The organism is Rhodoplanes sp. Z2-YC6860 (assembly GCF_001579845.1).
Taxonomy (GTDB): domain Bacteria; phylum Pseudomonadota; class Alphaproteobacteria; order Rhizobiales; family Xanthobacteraceae; genus Z2-YC6860.
In genome coordinates this window covers 3,687,991-3,705,580 of sequence record NZ_CP007440.1, presented here as the reverse complement: position 1 = coordinate 3,705,580, position 17,590 = coordinate 3,687,991, and the positions used below count along the sequence as shown (strand labels likewise).

The window sequence follows — 17,590 nt, the reverse complement described above, 5'->3', positions numbered from 1 at the left end:
AGCAATCGGGCCAACTGCGCAGCGGCGACTCAGCCTGCCGCCTTGGCGTCCCGAGCCGCATCGTCTTCGCGCTTCAGTTCGTCGAGGACCTCTTTGGTGTGTTCGCCAAGCGTCGGCGGAGCCGATGTCCGACCCAGCCGTTCGCCATCGAACAGCAGGGGCGGATGGATGCCCCACACCTCGCCTTCGGTCGGGTGATTCACCTGATAGAAGGTTCCAAGTTCCTGAATCTGCGGATCCGACATGACCTCTTCGATGTCCAGGACCGGAGCAAACGGCACGTCGTTTTGATCGAGCAGCGTTCCCCATTCCTCCTGCGGCCGGGTGGCGAACACCTTCGAGAGCGCCTCGCCGAGCGCATGGTAATTCGCGATCCGCTTCTCCCGCGTCGAGAACAGCTCGTTCGAAGCAAGATCGGCGCGGCCGATTGCTTTCAGCAGGCCTTCCCAGAACTTCGGCTGCGATGACAGGTGAACCGCGATCAGGCGTCCGTCGCCGCAACGGAACGCATAGGATTGCGACACGGCAGCACGAGTGCTCGGCGCGCCCTTGATGCCATGACGCTTGAAGTTGACGAACGCATCCGGCGCAAAGGCAATCGTCGACTCCAGCATGCTGGTCTCGATCCGCCTGCCCTTGCCGGTCTGCACCCGCTCGAACAAGGCCGCGAGCACTGCATAAGCCGTGTAGAAGCCGGTGACGTTGTCCGACAGCGTCGGCCCCTGCACCTGGGGCTGCTCCGGGTCGAGGAACAGCGAAGACATGCCGCCCAATGCCTGGGCCACGGCGTCATAGGCTGGTCTGTCGCGATACGGTCCGGTGGCACCGAACCCCGTGATCGACGCATGGATGAGACGCGGGTTCTCCTTCATCAGCCGCTCGCTGGACAGTCCCAGCCTGTCGAGAACCCCGGCCCGGAAATTGTCGATCAGAACGTCGCTCTTCCGGATCAGGGCGAGAAACGATTTCAGCCCTTCAGCCGATCGCAGATCCAGCGTCACGCTTTGCTTGTTGCGGTTGTAGGCAATGAAATGCCCGCCATAGAGACCGCCGCGGAAGCTCCGGAACGGATCGCCGCGCTCCGGATTCTCCACCTTGATCACCGACGCACCGAGATCGGCGAGCATCATGCCCGCCAACGGTCCCGTGATCATGGTGGTCAATTCGACAACGCGAATGCCCGTCAGTGGCAAGCTCATGATTGGTTTCTCGCCTGGAGGAGCCCGCGCCGCGGACGGGCATCAGAACTTGATATTGTTGTCCCGAATGATCGGCGTCCAGCGCTTGGTTTCGGACTCGATCAAGGCTGCGAATGCATCGGTCCCCGGTTCGCGGATCACGGCGCCCTGGATGGCCAGACCGGCGCGGAATTCCGGAGCTGCAACGGCTTCTGAAAGCGCGGACTTGAGCTTGGCGACCACAGGCGCCGGCGTCTGAGTGCGCACGAGCAGACCGTACCAGTTCTCGGTCTGCGCGCCCGGCAAGCCGCCTTCGGCCATGGTCGGCACGTCGGGCAGCAGGGCCGACCGCTGCGGCGCCGTCACGGCCAGCGGGATCAGCTTGCCCTCGCGGATCAACGGCGCCATCACGGCCACGTCCGAGATCGTGGCATCGATCTGCCCCGACAGAAGATCTGGCAGCGCCGCTCCGGTGCCGCGATAGGGCACGTGCAGCAGATCGATGCCGGCCTCGTGCTTGAACAGTTCGCTCGCCATATGCGTGTTGGTCCCGAGCCCAGCCGACGAAACGCTGAGCTTGCCGGGATTGGCTTTGGCATAGGCTACGAACTCGGCGACGCTTTTGATGCCTCGCTTGGGATTGATCACAAGAACCAGAGGCGACTGCCAGATAAGGCCGAGCGGAATGAGATCGGCTTTGACGCTATACTGAACGGTCCGCGACACCGGGATGTAGACGAGCGGCCCGACGGCGCCGAGCAGCACCGTGTAGCCGTCCGGCTCGGCCTGCAACACCTGTTCGGTGCCGGTCAGCCCGCCCGCCCCGCCGCGGTTCTCGACAATGACAGAGGAGCCGAGGGCCTTGCCGAATGGCACAGACAACAGCCGCGCGCCGGTATCGCTCGGCCCGCCTGCTGCGTAAGGCACCAGCACGCGCACCGTCCGGCTCGGAAATTCGTCGGCGCATGCCTGGCTCGCGATCGCCGCGAGCGTGTCGACCAGACCGAACAACGGCCACCGCGGAATGCGCATCGAATTGTCCATTTCGTTTAGTTGCAAAGGTATTTTTCGGTTATATTGCGATGCCCGTCAACAGGGCGCCGCTCCGGATCTCCGGCCGCGGCGATTTGCGCCTCCTTGCTTTTCGCATGACGAAAAATTTGGGCTGAGGTCAGACCGGCGCATGCTGACCGATGCGCGCTATTTGGGCATGATGATTATGATTCGACGGCAGGTGGCGTCAGCAATGAGCAAGTCCCGGAAGGTCCGGCCGAACCCCAGGAAATTTCATACCGTCTCGCGACCGGAGCTTCTGGTGCGCGGCAGCGACGACCTGTTCCGGCAGTTCGTGCACGACACGCTCGCCTTCGCGACCCGCATTCAAGCGGTGCGCAATGCGCTCGGCAACGCCATCGGCCTGTCGGGGACGCAATACACGATCCTGATTGCCATCGCGCGCGAGCAGGAAAAAAACATCATTGGCGTCAACGAAATAGCGCGGCACCTGCATTTCAGCCCGGCGTTCGTGACGATCGAAGTCGCAAAGCTCGTGACGTCGAAGTTGGTCGCCAAGGAGGAGAATCCCAGCGACCGGCGGCGCGTCATTCTGACCATCACGGCGAAGGCGGAGCGGCTGCTGCAAAGCCTGACTGCGGTTCAGCGGCCGGTGAACAACATGCTTTTCGAAAGCCTGACAGCCACCGACTTTGAACTGCTGCGGCACAAGATGGTCGATCTGGTCGAGAGCGCCGACCGCTCCCTGCAGCTGTTCGAGCTCCCGGCGATGGATGCAAAATAGCAACGCGGCCCTTCGTCGCCGGCAGTCATGGCCCAAGGTGCATCCCAATATAACTTTGTTATAAAGGTAGTCAGCCGCCGGGACACTGCGACGGCAGATGGTCCGTCGCGACAACGAAAGGCTGTGACGAGAATGAACCTCAGAACCACCCGACTCCTTGCTGCTGTCGCCGGATCCCTGGCGCTGCTGGCAAACCTTGGGCCCGCATTGGCCCAGCCGGCGGACGACTATCCGAGCCGCCCAATCACCGTCGTCGTGCCCTATCCGCCAGGCGGTCCGCCTGACGTGATCGCCCGCATTGTCGCAAGCTCGATGGAAGTCCAGCTTGGCAAGGCGATCATCATCGAAAACAAGCCCGGCGCAGCAACCGCGCTCGGCACAGCCTATGCGGCGCGCCAGCATGCGGATGGCTACACGCTGCTGGCGGTCGAGCCGTCCTTCGTCGTTGTGCCGAACACGCAGCTCAAACCCGGCTACGATCCGGTGAAGGACTTCCGCCCGGTGAGCCTGACGGGCCGGACCTTCCACACGCTCGGCGTGGCGACGAATGTTCCCGTCGCGAACGTGCAGGAGCTGGTCAAATACGCCAACGCGCATCCCGAAGACATCAAGATCGGGCATTCGGGCATAGGGACCCCGCCTTATCTCAGCGCCTTGTCCTTCTTGCAGGCGACCGACGCCAAGATTCTGCTGGTGCCTTATCGCGGCACGGCTCTGGTCGTGAACGATGTGGTCGGCGGCCATGTGTCCGGCGTCTTCACCGGCCCGAGCACCACGGCGGCGCTCGCCAAGCAGGGCAAGCTGAAGATTCTCGGCATCACCGGACGCGCCCGTATCGCGGCCCTGCCCGATGTTCCAACCTTCCTGGAAAGCGGCATCGAGATGAAGGGTGTCAACGACGGCATCTGGTTCGGCCTCGTTGCACCGGCCGGAACGCCTGACACCATCATTGCCAAGCTCAACGCCGCGGCCGAAAAAGCAAGCAAGGATAAAGCGGTGATCGAAAAGCTGCAGGCGCAGGGGATCGATCCGGCCTGGACCACGCCGAAAGCCATGGGCGACCAGGTGGCGGGCGAAGCAGCGCACTGGCACGATGCGTTGGCCAAGGCCGGCGTAAAGCCGGAATAACCGGCGGCCGAATAAATTCCGGCGGTCTCTTGCGGACCGCCGGAGAAAATCTTGGCGAGGGCACGCTGCAGTCGGGGATGGAAGATGGGCAACACGTCAGATCCTTCACGTTGGCGCGACCTCCGCGAATGGCTCGCTCTCATTGAGCGGCACGGCGAGTTGCACCGCATCGACACAAAGGTCGATCCGGACGAAGAGCTTGGCGCGGTCACCTTCATGGCCACACGCCAGCTCGGCGCCAAGGCTCTGCTGTTCGAGCAATTCAGCGACAATCCGCACGGCGCGCGCGTGCTCGCCAACATGCTGGGCTCGAGCCAGGAGCGCTATGCGCTCGCCATGGGTCTCGATCCGGCCATGAGAACGCAGGACATGGTGGCGGCCACCAGCCGGATCACCGGCCGGCGCATCGCACCGGTCAAGGTCGACAAGCGCGATGCTCCGGTCAATGAGATCGTGCTGCGCGGCGAAGACATCGACCTGACGAAGTTTCCCGTGCCGACGTTCTGGCCCGCGGACGGCGGACCGTTCATCGGCACCGGCAGCATCACGCTCACGGCCGATGCCACATCCGGCCGCATCAATGTCGGCGTCTATCGGCAGCAGTTGCACGGACCGCGCCGCGTGGGGCTGAACTTCGTGCCGGGCCGGCACGGGCAACTCGATTGCCAGGCCGCCTGGGCGCAGGGCAAGCCCGCGGAGGTCGTCGCGGCTTTTGGCATCGATCCGGTGCTGATGATGGTCGGCTCGCAACGCTATGCGGCGGATGAATCCGAGCTCGACGTGGCCGGCGGCATCATGGGGGCGCCCGTCGAACTGACCGACGGTGAAGTCGTCAGCCTGCCGATCCCGGCGCGGGCCGAGATGGTGATCGAAGGCCTCGTCTATCCGGGCGACGAAGAGATGGAAGGTCCGCTCGGCGAATTCCACGGCTTCTACAGCGGCAAGCCGTCGCGCAAACCGGTGATCCAAGTCCAGGCGCTGCACATGCGGCGGCAGCCGATCATCACGGCAGCGCTGATGGCCACCTATCCGTCATGCGAGATCGGCGCCTACCAGGCGATCATGCGATCCGCGCGCATCCGCGACAACCTCGCGGAAATGAAGGTGCCGGGCATCCAGGGCGTCTATTGCCATCAGCCGGCGGCGGCGGCGAATTGCCTCGTCGTGGTGTCGATCAAACAGATGTACCCCGGACATGCCAGTCAGGCTTTGGCGTTGACCGCGCACTGCCCCGCGGCGACCTATTACACCAAATGGATTGTCGCGGTGGACGACGATGTCGATCCGACGAACTTCGACGAAGTCATGTGGGCGATGAGCACACGCTGCAATCCTGCCGACGATCTCGACGTGCTGCGCAACACCATGTCGTTCCGCGCCGACCCGAGCCTCGCGCCCGAGGTCAAGCCGTTCGGCTCGAAGGTGCTGGTCAACGCCTGCACGCCCTATCAGCACCGCGCCTCGGCGCCGGTGCGGACCGCGCTTCGCGAAAGCATGTACACGCAGGTCAAGAACCGCTGGAAGGACTACCGCCTCCCCGGACTCCCGCCCGTGCTGGAGCAGTTCTACAACGAGACGAAGCCTGCAGCGGGCGACGCCAAACCTCGTTCTTGAGGCGCTTCGGGCCGCAACCGCAAATACCTTTGTTACAAAGGCATTGTTTGATAGGCTTCGCCTGGCTGCGACGTAAAATCAAAAAGCCGCGTCACACGGCCGCGTATGAGCCGGCCAGATCGAGTAAGGACAACGATGGATTTCGAGCTCCCGGAAGAACTCAAATTGATGAAGGAGCAGCTCCGCCGCTTCGTCGATCGCGAAATCATTCCGATCGAACGCGAAGCGTATGATGGCCCCGACCTCAAGCCCGACGTTCGCGCTCGTCTGGAAGCGAAGACCAAGGAGATGGGGTACTGGAACATCTCCACGCCGGTGGAATACGGCGGGCTGGGCCTGGGGCTCATGGCCCGCGTGGTGATCTGGGAAGAGCTCGGCCGCTCCATTGCGCTGCCGACGCGCAAGACCTCGATCTTCGGGCCGGAGGTGAGCCCGATCCTCTATCACCTCACCGACGAGCAGAAGGCGGACTATCTTTATCCGATCATATCGGGCGACAAGGATTGCTGCTTTGCCTTGACCGAGCCCGATGCCGGCAGCGATCCGGCCGGCATCAAGACCACCGCCGTTCGCGACGGCGACCACTACGTCATCAACGGCTACAAGCGCTTCATCACCAACGCGCAGCATGCCGATTTCATCCAGCTGATGGCCTCGACCGACCGCTCCAAAGGCGCCCGCGGCATCACGGCGTTCCTCGTCGACATCAACACGCCCGGAGTCTCGATCGTCCGCGCGCAGCCCACGATGATGGACGACGAGCCTTGCGAACTCGCGTTCGACAATGTCCGCATTCCGGTGTCGAAGCGGATCGCCAACGAAGGCGACGGCTTCAAGATGGCGCAGGATTGGATCAACACCGGCCGGGTGCGCCACGGCGCGCGCGGCCTTGGCGTCATCCAACGCTGCCTGGAGATGTCGGTCAGCTACGCGCAGCAGCGCGTGACGTTCGGCCAGCCGCTCGCGAACCGGCAGGCGGTGCAATGGATGCTGGTCGATTCTTACATGGACCTTCAGCAACTCCGCTTCCTGGTCTATCACGCCGCCTGGAAGCACGAGCGCGGCGAAGACATCCGCAACGAAGCCTATATGGCCAAGATGCTGGGCGACCGGTTGTCTTTCCAGGCGGCCGATCGATGCATCCAGATTCACGGCGGCATCGCCTTCACCAAGGAACTGCCGATCGAGAAACTCTGGCGCGATCAACGCAGCATGATGATCACCGAAGGGCCGGAGGAGGTGCTGCGCATGACGCTCGCCCGGCACGTGCTGGAGCAGTATTCCAAATGAGCAGCGCCCTGCCCGATCTGCAAAAGACGACGATCGACGGTCTGACCGTGAGCTGGCGCGAGGCCGGCCAGGGCGAGCCCCTGGTCCTGGTCCATGGCATCGGCGGCTATTCGGGGTCCTTCCAGCGTCAGTTCGCATCGTTTGCGCGCGACCACCGCGTCATCGCCTGGGACGCGCCCGGCTATGGCGGTTCTGACGCGCTGCCCACGGCGCGGCTGACCGCCGAGGGCTACGCTGCGTCCCTGGCGGCGCTGTTGCACAAACTCGGTGTGAAGCGGCCGCATCTGGTCGGGCATTCGCTCGGCTCGATCATGATTGCGACGGCGTGCCATCGGGATCTGATCGACAGCCGCACCATGACGTTGCTGCAGCCGGTCACCGGCAGCGGCACGCTACCGGACAGCGAACGCGAGCCGATCCGCCTCGCGCGCATCGCAGACATGGAGCGGCTTGGACCAAAAGAGTTCGCGATCCAGCGCGGCCGGACCATCCTCAGCCCGAGTGTGTCGACCGCCGTGGCCGACGAGGCGGTCGAGGTCATGAAGGTGGTGCCCAAGGCCGGCTATCTCGCCGCCTGGGAGATGATGTGCCGCGCCGATATCTTTTCGGTTCTCGACACAAAGCGGCCGGTGATGGTCGTGTGCGGCGCGGACGATCCGGTCTGTCCGCCGAAGACCGCCCGCGCCATCGCCGACCGCATCCCTGGGTCCGTCTACCATTGTCTCGACGGCGTCGGTCACTACGCCGCCATCGAGGCGTACGACCGCTTCGAGAAAATCCTCCGCGATTTTCTTCGAACTCACCGCGGCTGAGGCACGTCAGCCGTTCACCGAAGCTTGCCAGCCGCCGGCATGATCACGTTCAGGATTGCCGTCTTGCCGGCCTGGATGCTCTTGAGCGCCGCCTGGAGCGCCGGCTTCAGATCGGCGGGCTTGGCCACCTGCATGGCATAGCCGTCGACGAGCTTCGCGGTCTCTTCGTACTTCGGTCCCTTGATGTAGACGCCGTAGTAGTCCTGGTTCCCGGGCGAGATGCCCTGCGGATAGAAGCTGTCGTGGAAATACTGCATCGCCGCGTATTTGGCGTTGTTGGCAATGACGATCAGGAGCGGCAACTTGTGCTCGTCCGCGAAGCTAACCGCCGGCACGACGGGGTTGTACATGAACGTGCCGTCGCCAATCGCCACCACGACCGGCCGCTTCGGCGCCGCGAGCTTCACCCCCAGCGCATAGCCGAGCCCCTGCCCCAGTCCGCTCGGCGCCCGGAAGAACGTCAGCGCGTCCTTCCAGTCGAGATGCTCGCGAAGCCCCGAGGAATGAATGATGGTCTCGTCGACGTAGGCCGTGTCGGACGGCATGACCTCGCGCAGCGTCTTGGCCAGAAGCGGCGTCGTGATGACGTCGAGCGCCGCCGCTTTCTCCTCGGCGGCCAGCACACGCTCCTTCCATTTGCGGTGCTCCGCGGTCCAACGGGCGCGGCGCTCCGTCAGCATCGCCCGATCAACGCCGATCCGGCGCAGGGCCTCCGACAAAAGCTTGAGGATCGTCGCGACGTCGCCCTCGAGATACTGGCCTGCATGCATGGTCTGGTAGACCATGTGGCCCTTGATCGAGTTTTCGCTGATCGAAATGATCTTCGCGCCCGGCGGGACATTGCTCGGCGGGTACCAGGGCGCCCGCGTCTCGACCAGCACCACCAGGTCGATCTTGCCGTAGAACGGATCGATCTGTTGGCCAACATAGAGGTCGTGGTCCTTCGGAAAATTGCCGAAGAACGCGCCCGCTCCTTCCACCACCGGGATGGCCATCAGATCGGCCAGCTCGACCAGCGCATCGAACGCATCCGAGCTCGGCCCGGCGTTCTCGGCGGCGATCATCGGATTCTTGGCCTGCGCGATCGCGGCCGCCACAGCCTCGATCTCCGGCGGCAGCGGCTGCGACTTCGGCGCCGGCGGCACGCTACGCAGCGCGTCGGGCCTTTGCCAGCCGTGCAGCATGGTTTCCATCGACACGCTCATGTAGGTCGGCCCCTTGGGCTGACGCTGGGCCAGTTCACCGGCGCGCACGACGCTTTCGTAGAGGATTTCCGGAGCGGGTGACTGTTGCGCGAATTTCACCAGCGGTTCGATCAGCCGCTGTGGACCGCCGACCACGCTGAGGTTGCGATACCATTGCGAGCCAGGGTCGAATTCGCTCTCGCCGTAGCCCGCGGATTCGCCCGACATGACCAGCATCGGGACTTCCATGGCGCGCGCCGCGCCGACCGCCATCGATCCTTGCAGGAGCCCCGCGCCTGCATGCAGCAGCACCGCCTGCATGCGTCCCGTATACTTGGTGTAGCCGGCCGCAACCGCGACCGCGAGCGTTTCGTGGCCGCAATCGATGTAAGTCGGCCCCGGCTTGCCATCACGCTTTTGCCTGGCCATCGCCTCCCAGAACGAAGGCCATTCCGACCCTGGCGACGAGACGACGTAATCCACTTTGAGATTGCGCAAAGCTTCCAGGATGGCTTCGCCGCCGTCGCAATCGTTCCTCAAGGTCTCGCTCCCTCTCAACATCATTCATTCCAAGCCGCGATTGTTTTAGGACAAAACTATCTCTCTGCGGCCATGCAGAAACAGGTACGACAGAATGCCTCACGCGTGGGCCGGTAGCTATGACGTTCTCGCATGTTAAAGATGACTTTGGGAGCAAGGTATTCCTGACTAAGCTCCGGTGCCTAAATACAATATGCGAGACGGGGCGGATTCATGAAGGTCACGCGGCGACGTGTTCTCGAGCATACGCTCGGCGTGGGGGCCTTCATGGCGGCGGCGCCTTATGTTGCGCGCGCCGCAGGCTATCCGACACAGCGGATCACCATCATCAACCAGTTCGCTCCCGGCAGCATCTCCGACGCCGCCGCGCGTCTGATTGCGCAATCTCTGCAGGACCAGTTCGGCCAGCCGGTGATCGTCGAAAACAAGGTCGGCGGCGGCGGACTGGTTGCCGCGGTCGCCGTGGCGAGGGCGGTGCCCGATGGCTACACCCTGCTCGCCACCGCGAGTTCACTGCACTCCGGCGCCGCGTTGTACAAAGAACTGCCGATCGACCCGGTCAAGGATTTCACGCATATCGCGCGGATCGGCAGCTACCCATCGTACATCGCCGTGCGTTCGAACCTGCCGATCAACTCAATCCAAGACCTCGTGGCCTATGCCAAGGCCAACCCCGGCAAGCTGAGCTATGGCCATGGCAACAACATGGGCCAGATCGTCGGCGAGATCTTGAAGCTGCGACTGCATCTCGATATTGCCCGCGTCCCCTATCGCAGCAATCCCGCGGCCATGACCGATCTGATCGGCGGACAGATCGACATGATGGTGCCTGACCTGAACACCGGCATGCCGCACATCTTGAGCGGCAAGACTCGCGCGCTCGCCGTGTTCACCAAAACACGATGCCCCGTGCTTCCCGAGGTGCCGACGCTCAACGAGACGGTGATGCCAGGCTTCGAGATCATACCGTGGGGCGGCCTGTCCGGCCCGGCCAACCTGCCCGCCGATGTCGTCAGCACGCTAGAGAAGGCGGTCCATAACGCCGTCCAGCAACCCAAGGCGCAGGAGCAGTTCCAGCGGTCCGGCGTCGAAATGTTCTGGGCCGGCCACAAAGAATTCACAACTTATGTCCAGACTCAGCTCGCCAACTGGAGCAATCTGATCAAGGAAGCGGGCATCAAGCCGGAGTAGCCGACGAGCGCGGAGGCGAAATTGCTTCGGCTCGGCACGTGCAGATCACCTCGGAAGGCTTGCCTTCTCTCGAGCGACGTTTCTCCAGACAGCGCACGTCTCCCGCTTGAGCGATTTAAGCATTGCGGCACCAATGTGAAAATTTGGTGGCTCGCCTTCGGAAGCGCTAAGTAATTGGCTCGAACGGAGGGGAGCACGATAATGCAAGAGAACAATCAAGTTCGGCCAGACGCCAACGGTTCGGTTGCGAACGGCCAGGACACTCTCGACAAGGCTGGCCAGGAAATCCTGGGACTGCTTCAACGGGCCGCCGGCATGGCGGAGAAAAACAGCCAGCACGCATTGGGCATCGCCCACAAGCTTTCGCTCGAGCTTCGCGCCGCTGAAGATCACATCAAGAAGCTTGAATCCGATCTCCAGTATTACAAAGAACGATCGAACCGGGCCGAAGACTGGCTCCGCCAGATCGCGTCACAGATCCAGACGCAATTCCAGGGCCCGGCCGATGACTTGGGGGGCAGCGAGTCCTCGCTTCGGAACGGTCCCGAGCTCTACGCGCCCAAGAAGCCGGAACGACGGCGAAGCTAGGAAGCGAAGCCGCCGACGACACGATCGCATGCGGGGGCGCACAGGATGCGCCCCCGCATCGCTTTGAGACTAGCGTCTCAGTTCTGAATGCCGGCGAACTCGACGACCTTGCGCCACTTGGCGACATCACCGTGGATGAACGGGTCGAACTCCCCTCCGGTTATTGTAAAACGCTCGGCGCCGCATTTTATGGCTGGTACGGCGAACGTTGCAGAAGTGGCCCTTCGGTCGCTTCCTCAAGGGCGAAGACACCGGCTGGACACGCGCCGTCGGACATCGCGCCAAATGGACTTGGTTGAATCGTGGAAGTGAAGAATACGCGCTGGAGCATAGTTGCCGCGCTCATACTGACCGGCATGATCGCCGCCTTGCAGGTTGGCAAGGTTGCGATCGCACTGCCGCAGTTGCAGCAGGACTTCAAGCTGTCGCTGTTCGTCGCGGCCTCCGCTATTGGCGCCTACAGTGTGCTCGGTGCCGCGCTCGGTATGCCGGTTGGCATCCTGACCACGTTCGTCAGCGCCCGCCGCGCCATGATTGCTGGACTTGTTGTCGCGGCCATCGGAAGTTTCCTCGGCGCGGCCTCCACCAACGGAGCATTTCTCGTCGCCGCCCGCGTCGTGGAAGGCTGCGGCTTTCTCACAACTGTCCTCGTGATTCCTTCGCTGTTGCGGCGTGCCGCAGCGCCGCGCGACCTCGATACAATCCTGTCGCTGTGGGCTGCCTATCTGCCGTCCGGCGCGGCGATCATGATGCTGGTCGGACCAACAGTGCTCGAACAGGGCTGGCGGATGCTGTGGCTCGGCAACGGTGCACTGTGTCTCGCCGCCGCAATGCTCCTGTTCTTCCTGGCATTGCCTGACGTGGCCGCGCAGCCCGGCGGCAGGCGATTTGGCAACGCCGGCATCGTGCTGCGTTCGAAAGCAGCTCTGTTACTGGCCACCACTTTCGGATTGTACACCTTCCAATTCATGGCGATGGCAGGCTTGCTTCCGACTCTCCTTATCGAGCGCGCCGGGTTGTCGGTGGCGACAGCCGGGATGATCACCGCCCTCACCTGGGTCGCCAATGCGGCCGGCAACGCCTCGGCCGGCTTGCTGCTCCGCGCGGGCGTGCCGATGTGGACCGTGCCGCTCGGCGCATTCTCGTTGATGGGCGTGGCTGCGTTCGGAATATTCAGCGCAGGGCTGTCGCTCACAACGGTCGTGATCTTGGCCTGCACCAGTCTCGGCCTGACCGGCCTCATCCCCGGATCGGTGTTCGCGGCGGCGCCACGCGTTGCACCGGCGATGCTGGTGCTGACGCTCGGCTTGATCAATCAAGGCTCCAACGTCGGCAGCCTGCTTGGACCCGCCGTGCTTGGTTCGCTCGTGCAGCATTTCGGCTGGGACAGCGCGTGGATTCTTTTTGCCGCAATCGCGCTGTGCGGGATCGCCGCCGCGCTGGGATTGCGCGTCGCACTCGGAAAAGTCGGATAGCCTTGCAAAGAGATAGATGCTGCCCCTGTCTGCCGGCGAACTGTCACGTCAAAACTGCTAATGGGCGCTTTCGCCGACGGTGTCTGCCATTCGAGCGCCGCGCTCGCCCAATGGCCGCGGCCTTCCAACGGTCGTGTCTCGCGCCGTCTGATGCTCTATCTCCGCGTTCAGCTTCGCTCCAACCAAAATGACGATGACTGAAATCCATAGCCATGTCATGAAACCGATTGCGGCACCGAGCGAGCCGTAGGTCTTGTTGTAGTTGCCGAAGTTCTCCGCGTACCAGGAGAAGAGCAGCGAAGCCGCAAGCCACCCGCCTGCCGCAAACATGCAGCCTGGGGTGATCCATCGCCACTTCGGCTTGTCGCGACTCGGGCCGAAGCGGAACACCAGCGCAATGAAAAATGAAGCTCCTACGAACAGCAGCGGCCAGCGTCCAATCTTGATCAGCAGTTCGCCTGCACGGGAAAGCGATGAGGCCTCCAGCAGCGCCGGAATGACGGCGATAACCAGCAACGAGACCATCACGAAGGCCAGCGCCCCCAACGTGAAAGTGAGTGACTGCAGGTTCAGTACGATGAAATTTCGCCGCTCCCTCTCCCGGTACACGACGTTCAAAGCATCGAACATCGCTTTAATACCGCCGTTTGCGCTCCAGAGCGAAATCGCGAGGCCTGCGACCATCGCCAAGCCGAGCTTCTGGGGCGGTTGCGCGGTCAGCAGCTTGATCTGCTCCGACAGGATCTGCGTGCCGCCCTCGGGCAGAATGCCCGCGAGCGCATTCAGATGCTCAGCCATCTTACCCGGATCAGCGAACAGGCCGTAGATGGAGATCAGTCCGGCGATGCCGGGAAACAGCGCGAGCAGCACGAAGAAGGTAACGCCGGCGGCAATCGCTACGATCCGATCGTCGCCGATATCCTGATAAACGCGAACAACAATATCTTTCCAGCCCGTCGCAGGGATTTCGGCGGGCGTCTCGGCACCCCGGCCGCGATCCTCGGATGTGCCCGATGTCAGGCGTTCACGTTTTTTGGGGGCTCCCGACCGGAGTTCTGCTGTCCGCCGCTCCGAAGCGCCGGACATCAGCAGAACTCCAGCGAGTGCCGACGCCCAGAAGGGAGTGGACCGCGCCTGGCGAACCTGGCTCATCGGAGGACGCCCCGAACTTAAGCGTCTTCCAGAACTCTGCGTTGGCAGGCAATGCCCAAGGCCGCTGCGACCGCGAGGCCCGCGACGCCGAGCAAAACCTGGTCACGGGCAGGAAGCGCCTGGGTTGCGCGCGACGCGGCATCGGCGCCCGCAGCGACAAATTGGTCCGTTCGTTCCCGGGCCTGATCCATTGCGCGGTCGATGCCCGCACGTGCCTGGCTCGCCGCCTCCCCGAACCGATCCGCCATGTGGGCGGTCTGCCCCGCGGCAGCATCGCGGGCGCCGTTGCCGGCTGTTCGCACACGATCCACCATCTGATCGACGTTTTGCGCGATCGCGTCGCGCGCATCATGAACGGCCATGCGGCCTTGGTCGGTCACGGCTTCGATCTTCTGGCGCGCCGCGTCCGCGACCTCATTCGCTTTCACGGCCGCGGCCTGGCCCATGCCAGAAGCAATGTCCTTCGCTCCTGCAGCCGCTGTCGAAAGCTGCTGCTTCAGACGTTGCTTGCCCCTTTCGACAAGTTCTTCGTCTGTAGCCGGCTGAGTATCGGATTCGGTCTTCCACAAACTGTACAGGCCGACGCCAACCAGAGCGGTGGCAATCGGCGGATTGCGGATCAACCGCCAGCCGATTCCTGCTGCGATTGCCAGCACCGCAGCAGGGTTCTCGGCGGCCTTGGCTTTGATCTCGTTGACAATGCCTGTCACGACGCTTTCCGCGGTCGAGCGGGCTTTCTCCACAATCGCGTCCTTGGTCTCGAATGCTTCCTGCTTTAGATCATCGGTGAATGACGAGAACGTCTCCGGAGACCGGAGCGTGGCAAGGTCTTGTGCAAGCTTGGCGCGCGCTTGCTCGACATCGCGCTCGCATTCGGTGAGAGTGCTCGGCATTTCCACGTTCCGTTCTTAAAATCGGGGATCGGTTGTGGCGGGCACTTCCTGCTTGCCACTCGTGTTGCTGGCATCGGACGCGTCGTCGCGACCGCTCATGCGGCTGCTGAAGGCGTCGGCGGCTTGGCTCGCGACTTCTTTCAGGCCGTCCTGACTGAGGCCGCGCTCGCGCGCAGCGTTCTTGAGAGTCTCTCCGGCGGCCGCGGTGGCGTCCTTGAGCTGGCCTCCGACACGTTGAGCGGCGTCACTCACCTGCTCTCCGATCGGGCCGAGCGTCTCCTGCTCCATCTGCGTGCTGGGGAACGCTGCAGCAAGCGCCGCACCTGCGGCAAGCCCTGCCACCGCAACGACGAGCGGCTGCTCTTCAAGCATGCGCGATGCGTAGCCCTGCGCGGATGACGTTGTCTGGCGAGCCATGTCGGTGGCTTTGTCGCTCGCGGCCCGCGCCGCGTTGCGGGCCCGCTCCGAAGCTTGGGAGGCAAACTCCGACGCGGATGACGCAAGCTCCGACGCTTTGTCGCTCGTTTGGGTCGCCATATCGGACATGGCATCGCCCGCGGAGTCTGAATTCCTGTTCCCCACAGGCTGCGACTTCGATGAGCCGGCGGTTCGCATCAGAAGCGCTGCGCCCGCCGCCACCAACAGCAAGCCCTCCGGGTTTCGCTTGATCGACCGGAACAGCCAATCTCCGGAATTCGATATCGTGGACTGGCGGTTCATGTCAGTTGCTCCTTCACAGTCGAGAAATCCTGTTTCACTTGATGAATGCTGCGGGTCGGGCTCACGCTTTGATCGGCATCGGTTTTGCCGATGAAGAATGCGGCAGCCGCGATGGCCGCCATGACTGCAGCCACGATCAGACACGACCAGTGCAGCGCGAGGCCGTACGCGGCGATTCCGAACACCAGCGCTTCGACCAGGAGCAGCACCGCAATCAGCCCCGCGGTGGCCGTCACTGAAAGCCACACGCCTGCGCGAAGCTTCTCGGAAATCTTTTCCGACACCTCGGTCCGCGCCAGCTTGATCTCCTTTTGAAGGAGTTCAGCCACGTCACCGATCACTTCGGACAGCGCCCGGGGCAGCGCTGAGTTCTTCAGATGCTCACCCATTCTAGCCCTGTTTTGCCGCATCGGCGTCTTCCGCGGGCTGGATCGAAGGGGAGCTCACCGTGCCGGTGTTCTTAAACGTCCGGAACATCAGAAAGCCCGTGAACGCCGCGAGGCCGAACACCAGAGCCGGCTGCTTGCGGGTGAAGTCCGCAGCAGCACGCGTCAACTGCTCGGCGGTCTGGTGTTGCAAATCCCCCGCGTAGTGATCGACGCGATCGGCAAATGTCCGAACGAAGCCGGCGACGAGCGGCGATTGCCGGTCGAGATCGTCCGCCGCACCGCGCATTGAACCAGCGAAATGGCGGGCCATGCCGGCACCGCTGCCTATCTGCTGGTCCAGCATATCCTTTACCTGCGAGGTCATGGTGGCGGCCGTTTCGGACGCAGCCTGTTTTGCCTTTGCGCCAGCATCCTGGGCCATTCCCGACGCCTGCTCGAAAGCTCTGCGCGCCGCTTCCGAAACCCTGTCGGCGGTTCTTTCCTTGTTGCTCGAATTGGTTTCGGTGCGTGCCGTTTGGTCGCTCATGTGTTGTGCTCCTCCATGCAACAGCAACAGGACCGCCCAATCTTTGTTCCGGGGAGTGATGTGTAACTCTCGATCCAGAGCTTTTGGCTTGCGCGACCGCTTGGGATGCCGCCGTCGGTTCACGCAGGCGTCTATGGAGTGGGCTTCGTCGAAGTCGGAGCTTCACCTACATCCAGCCATCCCTCATTGCTAAGGGCCTGCTTCAGTTGACGCACGGCGCAAGCAATATCTCGCTTCTTCTTGGTACGTTCAGCTTCCATTAGAAGCGCGCGAGCGAAGGTCCAACGTGGCAGGGCTCGAAGTTCGGCGGGCAAATTCCGGTCGATCAATCGAACGCCATCCGCAACCGTTCGGATCGTTCGAGGGATTCCCTTTTTTCGGGTTAGCACAACGGCCGTAAGTTCCACTTGGAAAGTGGGTGGCGCATGCGCGGCCATTGTTATCCACCACGAGCAGACTTGGAGGAGCGGTTCCTTGAGACCTTCCCACCGCGCGTCGTGGACGGTTTCTTGACGGACCGGCCTTTCGCCGTGATCCGCGAGATCTTGCGTGGCGAGCGGCTCCCTCCATCGTCGAGCAAACGTCTGACAGCCTCCACGGCCTTCGGCGACACTGCCGAAGACCCGGACTCCACCTGCCTGACGATATTCTCAGCAATTACAGTCGCGGCGGCAGCCGCGGCCGCGCTCGCTGCCTTTCCGAGGATGGACTTCACGCCGCGAGTTGTGTCCTTTTTCTTCTTATTCGCCATGTGCGTGTATCTCATGTGAGGCTAACGGGCTTTACCTGCCCTCATCGCATTCGGCCTTTTTCCGCGGCGAGCACGTTGTCTCTGCCGGCGGGACTGGGGTGTCAGCGCGGCCAAGGCGAGAACTGGCACAGCCTCGATCAAATCCGCCGACGAAGGCATTGCGCTGGGCCGCCCATATCGCGCTTTGAGAGCGGCGTAAAAGAGCAATCCCAGCTCGAATGCGACGGTCGCGCTCAGCTTGGGATTTTCTTGGATGGCCTGACGAAGGGCAACGTTCCAGGATCGCATGCCCATTTAAAGACGGCAGCGAACTTAAGTTCCAGAGTCGCCTGCCGCTGGGTTATTCCAAAAAAACTGGATA

At 62.9% G+C, this 17,590-nt stretch carries 17 protein-coding genes; 9 read left to right on the top strand and 8 right to left on the bottom strand.

The genetic code is table 11. The features are described 5' to 3' along the window. Positions 1-29: 29 nt before the first annotated feature. Both RHPLAN_RS16995 and RHPLAN_RS16990 read right to left on the bottom strand, forming a co-directional pair. Positions 30-1,199: a CaiB/BaiF CoA transferase family protein gene (locus RHPLAN_RS16995; RefSeq protein ID WP_068020125.1), complete on the bottom strand. Its 1,170-nt coding sequence runs from the start codon at positions 1,197-1,199 to the stop codon at positions 30-32. 42 nt (positions 1,200-1,241) lie between these two features. After that, positions 1,242-2,210, bottom strand: a complete 969-nt coding sequence (locus RHPLAN_RS16990; protein WP_198164997.1) for a Bug family tripartite tricarboxylate transporter substrate binding protein — start codon at positions 2,208-2,210, stop codon at positions 1,242-1,244. Here RHPLAN_RS16990 and RHPLAN_RS16985 point away from each other — a divergent pair. From RHPLAN_RS16985 to RHPLAN_RS16965, 5 genes are all read left to right on the top strand, one after another. Continuing rightward, the gene (locus RHPLAN_RS16985; RefSeq protein ID WP_237180162.1) at positions 2,203-2,976 is read left to right on the top strand and encodes a MarR family winged helix-turn-helix transcriptional regulator; all 774 of its coding nucleotides are present in this window, start codon (positions 2,203-2,205) and stop codon (positions 2,974-2,976) included. The two genes, RHPLAN_RS16990 and RHPLAN_RS16985, sit on opposite strands and share 8 nt — an antisense overlap. Before the next feature lie 132 nt (positions 2,977-3,108). Next, positions 3,109-4,104: a Bug family tripartite tricarboxylate transporter substrate binding protein gene (locus RHPLAN_RS16980; RefSeq protein ID WP_198164995.1), complete on the top strand. Its 996-nt coding sequence runs from the start codon at positions 3,109-3,111 to the stop codon at positions 4,102-4,104. Between the two features lie 84 nt (positions 4,105-4,188). Next, complete coding sequence (locus RHPLAN_RS16975; protein WP_068020119.1) at positions 4,189-5,718, top strand: UbiD family decarboxylase; 1,530 nt, start codon at positions 4,189-4,191, stop codon at positions 5,716-5,718. 135 nt (positions 5,719-5,853) lie between these two features. Then, positions 5,854-7,008: an acyl-CoA dehydrogenase family protein gene (locus tag RHPLAN_RS16970; RefSeq protein ID WP_198164993.1), complete on the top strand. Its 1,155-nt coding sequence runs from the start codon at positions 5,854-5,856 to the stop codon at positions 7,006-7,008. Further along, positions 7,005-7,820 (top strand): alpha/beta fold hydrolase, encoded by an 816-nt coding sequence (locus tag RHPLAN_RS16965; protein WP_068020117.1) that lies wholly within the window; start codon positions 7,005-7,007, stop codon positions 7,818-7,820. The genes RHPLAN_RS16970 and RHPLAN_RS16965 overlap by 4 nt, the downstream gene beginning before the upstream one ends. A 14-nt stretch (positions 7,821-7,834) precedes the next feature. On the opposite strand, the gene RHPLAN_RS16960 is transcribed toward RHPLAN_RS16965, so the two are convergent. Further along, on the bottom strand, positions 7,835-9,544 hold the full coding sequence (locus RHPLAN_RS16960; RefSeq protein ID WP_198164991.1) for a thiamine pyrophosphate-binding protein: 1,710 nt from the start codon (positions 9,542-9,544) through the stop codon (positions 7,835-7,837). Between the two features lie 213 nt (positions 9,545-9,757). Between RHPLAN_RS16960 and RHPLAN_RS16955 the strand changes: the two genes are divergently transcribed. The 3 genes from RHPLAN_RS16955 to RHPLAN_RS16945 all read left to right on the top strand — a co-directional run bounded on the left by RHPLAN_RS16955 (position 9,758) and on the right by RHPLAN_RS16945 (position 12,798). Then, the gene (locus tag RHPLAN_RS16955) at positions 9,758-10,735 is read left to right on the top strand and encodes a Bug family tripartite tricarboxylate transporter substrate binding protein (protein WP_068020113.1); all 978 of its coding nucleotides are present in this window, start codon (positions 9,758-9,760) and stop codon (positions 10,733-10,735) included. Between the two features lie 201 nt (positions 10,736-10,936). Further along, positions 10,937-11,323, top strand: a complete 387-nt coding sequence (locus tag RHPLAN_RS16950) for a hypothetical protein (RefSeq protein ID WP_068020111.1) — start codon at positions 10,937-10,939, stop codon at positions 11,321-11,323. Between the two features lie 302 nt (positions 11,324-11,625). Then, positions 11,626-12,798, top strand: a complete 1,173-nt coding sequence (locus RHPLAN_RS16945; protein WP_068020109.1) for an MFS transporter — start codon at positions 11,626-11,628, stop codon at positions 12,796-12,798. 57 nt (positions 12,799-12,855) lie between these two features. Here RHPLAN_RS16945 and RHPLAN_RS16940 read toward each other — a convergent pair whose 3' ends face one another. The 5 genes from RHPLAN_RS16940 to RHPLAN_RS16920 are packed head-to-tail and all read right to left on the bottom strand — an operon-like array spanning position 12,856 to position 16,478. Further along, complete coding sequence (locus tag RHPLAN_RS16940) at positions 12,856-13,950, bottom strand: YihY/virulence factor BrkB family protein (protein ID WP_068020108.1); 1,095 nt, start codon at positions 13,948-13,950, stop codon at positions 12,856-12,858. A gap of 17 nt (positions 13,951-13,967) precedes the next feature. Next, positions 13,968-14,843, bottom strand: a complete 876-nt coding sequence (locus RHPLAN_RS16935; protein WP_068020107.1) for a hypothetical protein — start codon at positions 14,841-14,843, stop codon at positions 13,968-13,970. Positions 14,844-14,858: 15 nt separating this feature from the next. Beyond that, entirely contained in the window at positions 14,859-15,563 is a 705-nt protein-coding gene (locus RHPLAN_RS16930) for a hypothetical protein (protein WP_068020105.1), read from the bottom strand. After that, on the bottom strand, positions 15,560-15,973 hold the full coding sequence (locus RHPLAN_RS16925; RefSeq protein ID WP_084245067.1) for a phage holin family protein: 414 nt from the start codon (positions 15,971-15,973) through the stop codon (positions 15,560-15,562). The genes RHPLAN_RS16930 and RHPLAN_RS16925 overlap by 4 nt, the downstream gene beginning before the upstream one ends. Continuing rightward, positions 15,954-16,478 carry a hypothetical protein gene (locus RHPLAN_RS16920; protein WP_068020101.1) on the bottom strand — a complete coding sequence of 175 codons (525 nt, stop codon included), beginning with the start codon at positions 16,476-16,478 and terminating at the stop codon, positions 15,954-15,956. The genes RHPLAN_RS16925 and RHPLAN_RS16920 overlap by 20 nt, the downstream gene beginning before the upstream one ends. Before the next feature lie 458 nt (positions 16,479-16,936). Here RHPLAN_RS16920 and RHPLAN_RS16915 point away from each other — a divergent pair, with 458 nt between their 5' ends. Then, the gene (locus RHPLAN_RS16915) at positions 16,937-17,248 is read left to right on the top strand and encodes a hypothetical protein (RefSeq protein WP_068020099.1); all 312 of its coding nucleotides are present in this window, start codon (positions 16,937-16,939) and stop codon (positions 17,246-17,248) included. The last annotated feature ends 342 nt before the right edge of the window (positions 17,249-17,590 follow it).